The sequence below is a fragment of the Leptolyngbya sp. AN02str genome (assembly GCF_050565595.1).
Taxonomy (GTDB): Bacteria; Cyanobacteriota; Cyanobacteriia; order Elainellales; family Elainellaceae; genus Kaiparowitsia.
The window spans coordinates 201,662-216,141 of record NZ_JBNXVR010000004.1; the positions used below are offsets into that span (position 1 = coordinate 201,662).

At 43.7% G+C, this 14,480-nt stretch carries 8 protein-coding genes; all 8 read right to left on the reverse strand.

What is annotated here, in order from left to right; genetic code table 11:
* Positions 1 to 104 precede the first annotated feature (104 nt).
* The gene (locus ACQ4M4_RS04890; RefSeq protein ID WP_430683346.1) at positions 105 to 3,260 is read right to left on the reverse strand and encodes a hypothetical protein; all 3,156 of its coding nucleotides are present in this window, start codon (positions 3,258 to 3,260) and stop codon (positions 105 to 107) included.
* 118 nt (positions 3,261 to 3,378) lie between these two features.
* Positions 3,379 to 4,467 (reverse strand): acyltransferase family protein, encoded by a 1,089-nt coding sequence (locus ACQ4M4_RS04895; RefSeq protein WP_430683347.1) that lies wholly within the window; start codon positions 4,465 to 4,467, stop codon positions 3,379 to 3,381.
* Between the two features lie 54 nt (positions 4,468 to 4,521).
* Positions 4,522 to 6,183, reverse strand: a complete 1,662-nt coding sequence (locus ACQ4M4_RS04900) for a glycosyltransferase family 39 protein (RefSeq protein ID WP_430683348.1) — start codon at positions 6,181 to 6,183, stop codon at positions 4,522 to 4,524.
* Between the two features lie 123 nt (positions 6,184 to 6,306).
* On the reverse strand, positions 6,307 to 8,061 hold the full coding sequence (locus tag ACQ4M4_RS04905; RefSeq protein WP_430683349.1) for an ArnT family glycosyltransferase: 1,755 nt from the start codon (positions 8,059 to 8,061) through the stop codon (positions 6,307 to 6,309).
* A 68-nt stretch (positions 8,062 to 8,129) separates the two neighbouring features.
* On the reverse strand, positions 8,130 to 9,707 hold the full coding sequence (locus ACQ4M4_RS04910; RefSeq protein ID WP_430683350.1) for a hypothetical protein: 1,578 nt from the start codon (positions 9,705 to 9,707) through the stop codon (positions 8,130 to 8,132).
* A gap of 510 nt (positions 9,708 to 10,217) precedes the next feature.
* Positions 10,218 to 10,907, reverse strand: a complete 690-nt coding sequence (locus ACQ4M4_RS04915) for a sugar transferase (RefSeq protein ID WP_430683351.1) — start codon at positions 10,905 to 10,907, stop codon at positions 10,218 to 10,220.
* A 656-nt stretch (positions 10,908 to 11,563) separates the two neighbouring features.
* Complete coding sequence (locus ACQ4M4_RS04920; protein ID WP_430683352.1) at positions 11,564 to 13,288, reverse strand: protein kinase domain-containing protein; 1,725 nt, start codon at positions 13,286 to 13,288, stop codon at positions 11,564 to 11,566.
* 63 nt (positions 13,289 to 13,351) lie between these two features.
* Positions 13,352 to 14,062: a YdcF family protein gene (locus ACQ4M4_RS04925; RefSeq protein ID WP_430683353.1), complete on the reverse strand. Its 711-nt coding sequence runs from the start codon at positions 14,060 to 14,062 to the stop codon at positions 13,352 to 13,354.
* Positions 14,063 to 14,480 lie beyond the last annotated feature (418 nt).

Below are 14,480 nucleotides of genomic sequence, written 5' to 3' on the forward strand. Positions count from 1 at the left end.
CATGAATTCCAAAGCTCATCTAACGACAAAAACCAACGACGTGAGCAACGCTTTAGACGATTGGCACCGAATCATTTTGAAACAACACAAGGGCTCAACTGGCCCTAGCTCGGGCTAGCCAACGCTACATTTACCGCAGTATTGGATGGGAATGAGTCTCCTAATTGAACATTCATCGGCTGCCCCTGAAGTTGAACATTCATCTGTTGACCATCCCATTCCCAATCCACCACGTTACCTCCAACACGTAAACCTTTTGCGCTGAGGGGTTGTTGAGTCCAGTCCTGCGGAATTCCCGCTCCGATCACAACCGTTGGAGTGCTGACGCTTGGATTCAAGTAAGCTAACATGTCTAGCTGTAACAGCAGCATTTCTGCCGTAGTCCAATGGTGTGGAGTCAACTGAGACGTATTTACCCAACCCCGAATTCGCTGCCATCGAGAGAGACTGCTAGGAATATTGGCTTCTTGGGGATTCCACCAGGTGTATAAACCTGGAGATGTTTGGTGATTCCAAAATTGCTGCATTGTTGCCCAAACGCGGCTTAAGTCGCCCAAGTATAGCCATTGATGAGCTTCAGCCAGGGTTAAGAGGGGATTGTCTGGTACAACGCTTGGCACATCCGTACCCTGATATTTAGCCTGCCAACGATCTTCTAGACCTTGCTTGAAGAGCTGTTGCTGAGAGAAGGCTAAGCCGCTGGGCCATAAACCTGTGGCATAGGTTGCATCTATTTCTGCAAACTGCAGATCAAAGTTTTCTTGCCATGCTGTTTGAAGTTGACTGGCTTGCGATCGCCACCGTGTTGTAAGTTGGGATTGCTGCATTCGCTCAGCAACTTTGGCCGCATCCATCAATGCACGGTAACTCATAAAGTTCGCGGCTGGATCGAGGGCAATTAATCCAGGCGTGGCATTCATTCTACCTGCCGTCAGCTCGACTCTGGCAAAATCGGGATGCTCTGAGAAGGGCATTTGAGATGAGCTAACCATAGGATAACCAGGACGGTTGCTCGTTATCAGTTCAACAATCAATTCTGCTTTGCGACGAATGTCCGGCCATAAGGTTTGGTCGTACTCCGCCTGATTGACCGCCTCGGCGACCGTGGTCAACGCCCAAATTCCATAGGCAGGAATGTCTACCGCAGGCTGTATTCCGTTCAGAAAATCGGTTGTGGCAAAGTAAGGTAACAGTTGCTTGGCGAGCTCAAGCTGCCCTGCGCGAGCCAATGCAACAAGCTGATAAGCTCCATCGCGGAAGCGAGGTAAGGGATAGTCAAGTGGATCGCCAGGACGGGTTTGACTGCCGACTATGCCCATTTTAAGGTGGGCCAATTGAGCTTTGAAGCTATTGACAAACTTAGAATCAGGCAACTGAAGCACGGGCTCTGTTCCAGAGTTGGCGATCGCTAACTCTATTCCTGGTTCTGGGTTCAAGTCTTCAATGTCTAATTGCCAAGGCCCAGTACCATTCACCTCTAAACGGGCAAAGCCCCATCCATATTCATCCTGCCATTCTGTTGCGGTTGATGTTGAGCGAGTCCAGTTCGGCGATCGCTCACTGCCCAAGTAAACCGTCGTTTGGGCTGGTATGTTTTTGACAACCCAGCGATTGTTGATCAACAGTTGTTGACCATTCCACTGCAATGCACTAATCGCTCCACCCGCAGGCCCCACACTTCGGATGACAACTGCCAGTTTTGTATCAGCCGTCGAGGTTTGTTCTAGGTTTAATTGCCATCCACCTGACTGGGTTGCAAGCCAAGATGAATGATAGTAAGGAGTTTTTGTATCAATGCCAGGAATTTGAACCTCGACATTGTCAATGAACTGCTGCTGAATCTCACTCAATGGAATATTGTCACTAGTCGCTTGTAAATTTCCCTGCGAGTTAACCACCCAAATCGATATCCCAAAGCTTCCTGGTTGAGGACTAAAACTTCCGCCTGGTTCATGAAAGGCTTTGTTCTCTTCAAGGCTTCCTGTTGCGGCTAGGACAACATGCCCCTCATTTCGCATCCAGGGATCAGAGGGGCGAAGTTTCATTTGAGCCTCAACCTGCTGACGTGAGGTTCCGTAATTCAGCAGCATTGCTGTCACATGGTTAAATTGAGCCCGATTCGTCACTCCTGCACTCACAATGAGTATTACGATTAAGCCAAGACTGACTAGGCGACAGCGGGTGAATAAGCTGAACGAGGCCAAAGTTAGGAGTAGGGGAGCAAAGTGTAGCGAGTAGATAAATGTTTCTTCCGCCCCATAAATGCTGTGCATTGCCATTTGGGCGGCCAAGGTTAAACCCAGCACAATGCGCAATTTGGGATGCTTTTTAGTAGAAAAGAACCCCCAAAGTCCTAGCAGAAGCAATCCTGTCCATGCCAGAGCGGCGATCGCTCCGAGCCGACTCCCCGAAGCTAGAGCCAAGGTATCGACATCCAGCTTAATCCAATCCGGTCGAGGTGAAGAGCTGGCAAACTCAACGGCTGGCATAATCATGGTCTGATAGAAAAAGGAACTCATGGATGCCAGAACGCTGCTATGCTCTGGTGCAGACATGAACTTCTTTTCGCCAATGAACGTACCAGGCTGAAATGGAAATCCCGAATTGGTAAAGACAATGCGCTGTGCCATCCACAAGCCCGTAGAGACAAGCAACGATACAATACCAATTTGAATAATTCGCTTCCAGCTTTGGTTAACCATGGTGGTAAAGATTCCCACCATGGCATTGGTAATCGTAATGCTGACAGTTACTACATTAAGTGCAACATACCAAATGAAAGGGAATTTACGGTACTGCGCAAGAACGGCAAAAATCAGGCCAAGGATGATGGTGACGGAACCTAGGGGAAATGATTCAAAGACGGTAAGCCAGAACATGGAAGCAGCGCTGGCTGCACCTAGAACGCTCAATAACGCAGCATCCAAACGACGACAACCCATGAGTCGGAACAGAAGATAGAGGAGGCCAATCCAAACCATGGAGGTAACGACAATTAGGAGTCGAACTGCGGTGATCGGTTCAAGATTCAGCAGCTGGCTAGGAATATAAACAAGGGGAAACACAAAGAGCGGGAACAACGGATGCTTGTTATTCCGGCCGAAATCACTCTTAAAGCTCGTGACATTGCCAAACACCGTTGGGATATCGCTACCAAACCAAACATCTTGAGCATAGAAATCTGTGAAGATCGGATCTGGGATTTGATAGGTTTCTAAATAAGTGGAGAGCGCGATCGCAGTAGCGAGAATCAGAATCATCAAAAGATCTATGCGATGTTGATGAATCTGTTTCCGCAGAGAGTGTAAGCTGTTCATTTTGCTTTCTAAATTCTTGTTGCGATGTAAAGTGAAACCGTTGAAATTGAGAAACCTTGAATCAAAAACCAAATAAGATCTTAGACAGCGTTTTTTGTTTCATCAGTAATGCCGTAATTCCCCAGCTCATCAGAAGAACGAGGACCGATACCAGCAGGAGAGTAATCGAACTAACGTCGTTCACATAATTTGGAGTTAGACGAACGGCAACTGATTGAAAGATTTTAATTAAACATAAATGGATTAGATAAATTCCAAAGGAGTAATACCCTATCTTTCGCAGGAAAGTATCTTCCTTGATCCAGTTTGAAGTGGCGATCGCTGCGATTAAAGCAGTATAGCCACGAGCAAGCTCATAAAGCGCTACTGGCAATACAAGAGAGCCATAGGCATTGACGATGATAAAGACACTTACCCACAACAAGGGAGACCTGTTAAACATCTTTAATCCACGTTGGTGGATTGGTGGGTAGGATAGAAGCATCGCAATCATCACATAAGGAAAGCACTGCACAATCCATACAAAAATAACTGAAATACATCGTAAGAGAGGATTAGAATTACCTTCTAGAGACAGGGCAGACCAGAGCGAATTAAAGGCAGTATGATTGGAGGAATCTAGGCCATTGCCAGTTACTAAGACAATCTGATAAAGCAAAATGCTAGTAAGCGTAATCAAAAGTAAACCTCGTAAAGAGGTTTTTTTAGCAATTAAGACTTCAGCCAGTTTAACCAGCAATGTTCCTGCTGCGAGCAACGGCAGAAAATACAAATGGTAAGCTGCCCCACCCAAGAAAATTAACGAAAGCGGATCCTTCAGTAAGGACAACACCTGGCTAGGCTCACCCGCTGCAAGAGATTTAGCGGCTTTAAAGGCTAAATAAAAAACAGACCAGACTGTATAGGGAATTAAGAGACGAAAAAACCTCACACTCAAAGAGTAGTTTTTTGGGGAAGTATAAAGTTTGCTAATCGCTAGATAGAACGCAGTAGCCAGGAAAAATGGAACTGCAAACAGAGCAAACGTATGGATTCGTGACCAAGCCAGCGGTAAAACATTTACCGCCTCATCAACATGAACCACAATGACACCATAAATTGCTAAGCCTCGAAACAAATCAACACCACCCAGTCGCTTGTGTTCTCTCATACTGATTAGCTCCTTAAGGCGTCTTTCAACTCGTTATGTCTCCGTAGCATCAAATTACTGAGGTCTAGTAATCCGCCAGAATTCTGTTGGCTCCGCTGGGACCGGACTCGGATCTGGAAATTCGGCTAGCATACTCAGACGATATTCCTGCTGTTCTAACTCTGCTTTCATCTTTTGAGTCGGATTTAGCAAAAAAATATCTCCACTACCTGTATCAAAGTTAGAAGCTATCAGCCTCTCATCCTTGATAAAAAGCAGCTTCACAGTGGGATCCAGGTTATAGAAAAAAACAGTCCCTGGGCGTTGTCGATTGATGACAATCAGAGGGTTCTGAGCTTGATGGACAATACCGGAAACTAGATTTGTCTGCTCGCCAGCGTATTTATTCCACCACGTGTCTGCACTCGTCATGATCGAACAGAAAATGATTCCTAACGTGATTAACGTCGTTGTTATAGCTGGCCAGACTTTTCTCTGCCAACCTTTTAATGTAAACGAAGATAGAGACTTAGAAGTAAGCAAGTAAGCTACAGAAATTTGTAGCCCCAGCAGACAAGGGATAATATACCGAGGCCAAATCTGACGATTTCCGCCGACCAAGACGTCGATTGCGATCAACGGTAGTGCCGTTGATCCAATTAAAGTAAACACAAACAAATACACCTGTTTAGGTGTCTTAATAACCAAACAATAGATAGAGTAAGCAACTAAAGCAAGAATCAGCGGAATCAAGAAATAGAAACTATACTTTCCAAGCCCTAAATACTCGCTCGTTCTCGGATCAACAAAAGAAAAGCTAATGTTTTCAGACCATAGCCTCACAGCCCCCAGCAGGGACAGCGTATGCTGGTTCATCCAGGCGGATGAACCTTTGAAATCGGACAAATGCTGAAGAACTAGGATTGCCCACGGCAGAAAAGTGAGCAAGCTTGCAAACGTAGCTAGTAGAAAAGAGCGCGATCGAGCAGTCAGTTTCAACCCTTCGATCAAAACTACATAAACTGCATAACCAAGCAAAACAAGCACAAAAAAATACTGAGAATATATTCCTAAAACTGCGGAGCACGCATAGGTAAACCACGCAGCCTTGTGTTGAGTTCGTAGCGCCCACAGTAAAGATGCTCCAGAGAATAATATAGTCAGGGTGAGTAAGCTATAAGGCCTCGCCTCTTGGGCATAGATCACTTGAATGGGAGAGGTCAAAAGCAGTACTGATCCAACAATACCCGGTAGCGGATTTTTGAATAACTCCAAACAGAGCCAGTAAATACAGAGCACTGAAAGAAGGCTATAAACGGCAGAAATACTCCTGAGTACTGAGACAGAATGTCCAAACGTCTTAACCCAAAAGCGAACCGTCAAAAAATAAAGCGGTGGGTGGACATCCGTGTAGAGTTTTTGTAGCGTATAACCCACATGCCTTTCGGAATTCGGATACTGATATTTAAGAAAATCACCTACACTAACAACTTTATTTGTAGGGAGCTCATCCAGAACCTCTGATATCGCGTAACCTTCACTCACCGAAAACGAAGAATAGCCTGAAACGACAGAAAAGGTATGAGCTTCATCTCCCCAAACAGGTTTTTCATCAAGATTTGCAAATCGGAAAAAAACTCCTAGTGCTAGCACCAAAGCTAGTACAAACAAAAACCATCTTCTGGGAAAGATCTCTGCTTGAATAAAAGGGAATATCGAATATCTACTAATTTTCATTTGCGGATTGTCTCCCAGAAAAACTACTAGGGGCGAAAAATTGAAACAAATCAATCAACATTTACAGGTCAAAGAAAAATCTGCTTAAGGCAGGGAAACCAATCTGCATTCGTGCACCAAACTCTAGATATCCTTAGTTTTCAAGAGGTGATGTATATCTTGAGGCTCCATTTCGAATACTAAATAGCTGTAAGCCACGTGGTCTATTGGTTTTTTAAGCTCCCGCAGCCATTCAAAATAAGTAGGATTAATTGTAATACCCAGCAGTTGATTCACACTCACTATTAACAACCCTGACTGAAGATCTTGCGCAGCAATTTCCTGGCCTTGAGCGTTTGTAATTTTTAGTCTCTCTTCACCTCGAATTACCCCGTTTACTATTGCGCCATTTACATACTCATATCTCAAATAGAATGCACTAGTATTCTTTTCAAGATACTTTTGTAGATAGGCTTGGTTTTGGCCCCAATCTATATTGGAGTCGCCTAAGATGGTGTAACCCATCCTCCGGTCTACTAATAATTCATTAAAATACGATAAGTAGTGCGGAAAATAAGACAAATTAGAAACCAATAAGTAAGCAACAAGGCCAATTACAAAAAGGCGGTATCGAGCCTTCAAGATATCCCAAGATAATGCCGCTCGACTCGAGAGAACAAAGAGGAACGGAAAAATCATGAGGATGTATCGAATGCCAATCTGAGCATTGCTGAAACTTAAAGTGGTCACACAGAATAGAGAAGGGACTATTAGAAAAGCTTCATTCTGCCAGAAGCAAATTTGCCTTCTGAACCGAAACAAACTAACAACCGCCATAAGTAGAATAATTTGCGTTGCAATGGGCACTTTGTACAGAAAAGCAACAATAAAATACTCTTTAAATCCTCTTTTTTTTCCATCCTCTAAGCCCAGTTTTCCCATAAGGTATGCAGGAGTATTTCCAAAAGCTTGTTCTTGCTTCTGTTTACCCATGTCCAACCCACGAAGATAAGCATAAGGGACTGGAACAGGCATCGCTCTCAAGACAGCTGACTTGGCCTGCAGTGAACTCAGAGATTGGCTTTCAAACTTGTAATCTCCAAATTTTGTAAAAGTTTTGTCAAAAGAGAAGCCTAAATTGATAATTAAGACAGTTGTCAATACAAGTAGGCATATGTAGATACAAGCTCGCTTAATTCCCAGCCAGACGACCTTAAAATTTCCGAGCTTAAGTGCTTTTAGAATTGCTGAGTGATAGAACCCAATTGCTAAAATCAGATAAATCGGTATTAAGTAGATTGATGTAAAACGCGAAATTTGAGCAATTCCAAACGAAACTATGCTTAATACCGTATTTTTATATCCCCCAAACTTTAGGAGTTGCCAGAAATAGTAAGTTGCAACAAATATCCCAAAAGCTCCATAGATATCTTGGTGAACTATTCGAGAGTGGGCTATGATATTGGGATCAAGTATGTATAAAGCTAAGGCTAAGAAGCCAGAACCGACTCCATAGAGTTGGCGAGACCAAATAAATACATAAATTGCTAAAAGTACAGATATCAATATAGTTGCTAGTTTCCCTATAAAGATCGCTCTTGATCTTTTCATCGGTCCAGGCTTAAAAGCTGTAATAGATCTACTGATGAGAGGATTCAAGGCATTAGATGGCATAATGTTACGCTCCCCAATGTCCGTCTCTCCTCGTTTAGAGGGTTGCCCAGAAAGGATAGCTTCGCCGCTAGCATAATAATAATCTTCGTCGTAGGTTAGAGATTCTTTAAGTGGAAGAAGCAAGCTGGCTAAACTGAGCATGACAAAAAATAAGCATAGAATACCTACAAGAAGTCTTTGCTGTTTCTTACTAGTTTTGATAAAACTATTTTGCAGAGTGGTCATACTTTATCTTCCTACTATGGGATAGTTGAAGCTCATATCGCAGAAACAATATTTATAGGAAGTAGATATCATTTTGCATAAACAACCCATCCAGATAAACTATCAAGTTCTACTTTCTTAGAAAACTCGGGCAGATAATTCATCGTTAATCTATTCATTTTTCGCTCATTTGGAAAAGCAATAAATTCGAGTTCAGATGGGATATGTTGTCTAAAGCGCTGGTTTTCAACTTCAAATCTTTCCAATAAACCTATCTTTATTACATCTGAGGGCAAATTGTAATTAACAGACTCATAAAACCTTCTATCAAATAAACCTAAAGCAGAATGGTAAAGTTTTCCTTCTGCCATGATTGCTACTAAAGGGAAATCGGGAAAATAAACTTTGCCAGGATGTTCTTTGTTATATTGATACGCTTGCTCAACAGGGTTGACAAAAAACTCTGTTAAATTTGGGACACCTGTTAGGCTATCTTCTGTCCTTAAGTTCTTGAGCGTCAATACGGCAATTGCTAGCAAGACCAACAGCTTGATTGCTTTCGTTTTTTTCGGTTGAGGTCGCATGTTTGCTGTTGATGTTGCAACAGAGGAAGCGATCGCAACAACAGCACATAGGAGAAAATATAGCGATACAGCTAACGAGTACGTTCCACCACCCAGTTTGACTCGACTCAAAATGGCAATCGGAAACATATAAACGCTAGCGATTACGAAGATAAACCACCGATTATCATGCAAATATTTGCTTAATCCAACAAACTTGATTTGCTTGAACTGGCAGCCAAATTGATACAAAATCACTATCAATAAGGGCAGTGAATACTTCAGGAGTTCATAAGCAGCAGAACCAAGGACAGCAGTTCTTTCAGGCCAACTCTCATATTTTCCAGGTATGCGACCATATGAGTCTAAGGACCAGGGCCAACTGGCAGGCCATTTCAACATCGTGAAGTAAAGATACTGAGAATCAAAAGCAAGAATAAACCCGATGGATATGATAACTGTCACCAGGAAGTAGCAAACTAGGTAGCGTTTGAATGCCTTGTACCCATCTGCGATAAGAACATAAGTCAACAGAGCAAAAGGCAGGGGGAGCAAGTTTTGTTTAGTCCAAATTGATAAAATTGCTAAACTCGCTGATAGAAGTAACCACCCCCAATTACTACTCGTTCTTCTGAAATAAAGAATTGTACAAGCCCCACCTGCAAGACCCAGAGAAGGGGCATCTGCATGAATCATGAAAGCCGCGGCAGCTAAATTGTCAAACTGGGTTGCTATCAGAAAAATAGAACCAAAAAAGATAAGCAGGGAGTAGACGATTTCTTTAGAGCCCATGGGGTTGTTGCCACTGGAACAAACTCTAGAAAGCAGCAGAACTGGGACAAAAAAGAAAAGAGCACTGAGAAAAATAGATAATGCGATCGCACTAGTTGGAGAATGCAAAAGGGTCGCAGGAAGATAAGCGATCGCAGTCATTGGCCCATACATCCAGGTGAGGACAGGCCCACTGTTTAGGTCATTAAAGAAGCGATATCCATGAGCAAGTGCGAACGTTGGCGCAAGACGATTGTGGCACCATTCATCAAAAGGACATTGCAGAATGTTTATGAGAACTACGTTGACTGAAACTAAAAATAACAGCGGCAATGTAGAGGCTAAACACCTATCTAGAAAAGTCCACGTAGACAGTTTCCTAAATATCCAGATACTGAACACAGTGAGGATGATCAAACCTGATAAGTTGTAAATACTTAAGCTCATTTTGATTGCATTCGCTTCTGTTCAATTATCATGCACGTCTTCAAGCGAAATATGACCGCTGAGACTAAAAGCTTTAGCAAACCTTTAATGAAAGAATTAAAAGCTCAAGATCAGGTAAGTCTTGCCGTATTTATCCCTCTTGAGTCGATTGAGTGAGAGGGATTCAAAATCGATGAGACCGACAATCACAAACAGGAAACAGTGGGGTTCTGATAGACAGCTGTTATCGGCAACATCAGCAAAAAAATAGGATTGCCGACATTACACCTTGCGACTAATTTGTGAAAGTAAAGTCAATTTATTCAGCTCCAGATAAGTCAGCACTTGAGGCAAAACCGATGGCTTATCTCTTCAGCGGTGATCTTCACCATGCTCCTTCACTTATATGAATCGCTCTTAATAGGCTCCTTTTCTTTTAAAGACAGTTATTAGAGTTTGAAGAATGAGCTTGATGTCGTATCGTATCGACCACTTTTCCTGATACGCCAGATCCATCTTTACAATGTCTTCAAAACTGCTGATATGGGATCTGCCGTTGACTTGCCATTCTCCAGTCATGCCGGGAATAACATACAGCCTTTGGAAGTGATGAGGTTCGTAATTGCTGACCTCTTCAGGGGTGGGAGGCCGAGTACCAACCAAACTCATCTCACCTCGTAATACATTCCAAAATTGAGGCAATTCATCCAGACTGGTTTGTCTCAAGAAGCGACCAACGCGAGTTACTCGCGGATCGTTTCGATTTTTAAAAATAAACCCCTGTGCTTCATTTTTGACTAAGTTCTTAAGTTGCTCAGCTTCAACAACCATGGAGCGAAACTTCCAAATGTAAAAAGTTTTGCCGTTGAGCCCACATCTTAATTGTTTGTACAAAATGGGACCTGCGTCATCTAATGAAATGGCGATCGCAATCGGAATCCATAACACCAAAACGATCATGAGTCCAATTAAGGCCCCAATTAAATCAATGAATCGTTTTGTTTTACTGGTGGCGGAACGATGAATTGTGTGAGTGCTAACCGAACTTGATGAAACAAAGCCTAAATCGGTGGGGCTGTTACGTAGGGCGGCATTGATGTCAACCATAAATCACAAAGTCCAAAGATTTGCACTTCCAGACACTCGGAGCTAAACCAGCGTGCAGATAACATAGCAACGTAAAAGTGCTTAAGAAATAGAATACAAGGAGAGGCAATTTAATTTACACAGATACTTACGCATATTCACGTAATTTTCTTTATTCAATGAAATTGCCGTGAAGCTATTTCATACACAAGAAGAGACGAGAACCTTAGCATTAATAAGTTTCGCTGGCCAAAGCGATAAATGTCGCGATTAATACATGGGATAATTTTTAGGAAATATCTTTATCAATTCGTCTAGTTCTAAATTAACTATCAATAGGTGGTTAAGCTCGGATATTCATTTTGTATTGCGTCTTTTGTTTATGCGAATGTAACGCAAGCTTTTTAGTAGCTATCTATTACAGAGATTCGATCAACAAAATCTGATGCCAACGTGTGGATACGATAAAACAATGCAGTTTTGTATACTGTGAACTAATTATCAGGCAGGCTGTATAAGCTTTTACGAGTTACAGCAAACGCTTAGGGAAAAGCAATCGCAGGATTATATTCAGAGCTAGCGGCGTTAATATTCTGCACTTGAATCTGTGGGAAAGACCTCAGTGCAAAGCTACTTCGGTTCAAACGAAACAGAGCATTGATTACGTTGCAATCAATTTAAGGCTGAATTAGGTGCCTGTGCTGTTTCTGGAATGAGATGTAAGAGTTTGCAGAGAGCAATATTGAGCGAACAGAAATTCCAATTAATGGGAGCACAGACAGAGACAAGATGCCAGAGATGAGATGGAATTGAAACTGAGTTGCAAGAGACAGGCCGAAGGAAGCAGCAAAAACGACAGTAAAGAGTGTTAAGGGAATCGCTGGAAGTTTGGAAGGAGAGAGAGGAAGCAGTTGGAGCGCTAGGCCAATTGCAGCAGCTGCGATCGCACCAAAAATCACACCAATAGCGGCAGCAAGCGGAACAAGAGGTCCTCCATGAATGAAGCCGGTTAGAGAAAGAATCACAATTGAGAGCGCAAATATAGCTGCAAGCAGAGTACTCGCGATCGCACCAAGGCGCCAACCAGCACTGCGCAACACCCAAGACGTTACTTCTAGCCCAACCGCACAGCCAATTGAGATGCCGAGTGTGGCAGAGCCAACAGCGCCAGCCAACTGATTTAGCATGATGGTTATTGCGGCAACAAACCAGGCAAGACAGACTAAAAACCCCCACAGAAGCGAGAGTGCAAGGTTGGGGACAGGGATAGAACCATGCTTTTGGGGAGCCGTTTCAACCGAAACCTCAAGCGAGAGAGAAGGTGAAAGTGAATTGGTATGGAGTTTAAGAGTCCGAAAATAAGTCTTGCCTGGAATTAAGTAGTGAGTATTCACAGCAATTTGGCAAGAAATCAGATTGGATTCAAACGTGGCAGGGAAAACAGAAATCCATTGGTAGACATCGGGACTGGGATCGTGGGGATGGGGAAGCAGTTCCCAACGTCCCTGGAGGTTTGTATTGGGGATCGAATTGGAAATGGTAATAGCCTTCGAAAGAGATTGTGCCGGAAGCGTAGCCTGAAATGAGAGCTTAGATTGAGATAGGGTCGCTTGAGGCGGGCATAGCGGCGCAGATGGCATAGCCGTTAGAGCCGACGCCGCATTAGGAAAGCGTTCCGAAAGCCTGGGTTCGACCATTTTCTCAAGCCAGCGAACCCAGTGTATGCTTAGCTTAGGAACCAAGTGTTTGAAGCTAACGCGGTAGCTGATATCGACCAAGTCTCCAATTTGGTCAGCCGGAGTACCTGTGAGGAGACAGATAAGAGTCATCCCCAGGCCGTATAAATCAGACGCTTCAGTCAACTGACGATGGAAAAGTTGCTCTGGCGGCATAAAGCCGAGCGTACCTTTTACTACACTGCTGACGCCAACCGAGCCTTCTCCAACATGAGCAAAGCCAAAGTCAACAAGAAAGACGTTGCCATTTGCGTCAAGCAAAATATTATCGGGTTTGACATCCCGGTGAATGACTGGAGGAATGCGATTTTGAAGGTAATTGAGAATATGCAGAGCTGATACGGCAACATTGCGTATCTCCTCTGCACTGAATGTCCGAGAGGATGAAAGCGGGAGGGCATCTTTATACTCTTGAACTAAGCAAAACCCATCTTCGGTTTCAAAGGAGGTCAAATAACGAGGAATGCCGGAATGTTCAAGGGTTTGCAGAAGCTGAAGTTCACGCTGATGAGCATCAAAATCAACCCAGGAGTTCGCAGAGCGAGCAAACTGGAATTGCTTAATCACCACAGGTTGATCCGTGACGGTATCGGTAGCGAGAAACGTGACACGCCCGCCAGAATGGTTATGCCCCAGCTCTTTGTTAATGCGGTAACGACTCATCATAAGCATGAAACCGTTAGTAAAAAAGGACGAGCGGAAGACGGAAAACAGGCTTAGAAGTAGCAACTAGGAACGGCTGACGTAGCAATTCCAGTCGTCAATTTTGGTGGTGACTGGCTGCGGGGGGAACTGTGAGGCTTGAGTTGAAACTGGAGCAAACTGGCCGGAAATCGCATACATTATGAGTCCAGCATATTCTCGTAGCAAGATAAGAGTGCGTTCGATGGAAGATTTAGAACTGGAAAGTGGTATTGGATAAGGAATTGCTTGAAACCCAAAGCGGCGAAACGAGAGGAGTGCGCGCAGCATGTGGGGAGTATCTGTTACTAAGAGGAGCTTACGGACACCCTTAGGGTAGAGGATCGTGGCAGAAAAGAGGGCATTTTCCGCTGTTGATTGGGAACATTCTTCGCCGCTGAGAGACTGAGATGGCACTCCAGTTTCTTCTAACATTTTGACCATAAACCGGGCATCTAGCATGCCGCTGATAAAAATGGTAGGGGCTCGGTTGGCATCCCAGAGCTGGCGAGTCTCAGCAACGCGCAGGTCGCGCAAGTGGGCACCACGTCCAAGAATGACGATCGCATCTACGGGTTCGCCAGAATCTGGAGGTAGCCAAGTTGTGAGCCCCCACGTGATGAACGAGAGCCCTAAAGGAGAAAACCAAATAACTGTAATGATGATGGCAAGGAACAACAAGCGTAAGCGGTTTTGCGATCGCTTTGGCAGTAAGAGCCAAAATACCCAGAGGGCAGCGAGCCCAATGAGGAAGTTCATACAAGCCTCATCCAAAATTGAGTAATTAACGCTAATTATTAAGACGGATAAGGGAGAAACACAACAAATTGAGTCCTTGCTATAGAAAACTTTTACAAAAGGATAAACCTAGTTTTCATACTTCTCTTTGCTCAGGCAGGCGTGATTCCATCTACGAGAAATGGCGATCGCTCCGACCATGACAGTGTCGCAAATACTACAAGGGGACAGCAGTCACCTGCTGCGTACGTATCTCAACCCATATTGCAATAAATAGCACATAGTATAAAGTTTTCATGTTTCCGTGTCCCTTAAGCGTAAGGGAGATTCCTAGCCTACATTCCTTCTCTTTCATCGGCTGGAGGGCCAAATAGCTATAACTGGCACACTCAATTAGAAATATCAGCCTAGTAATTATTCATACCGTATGTATTGAAGT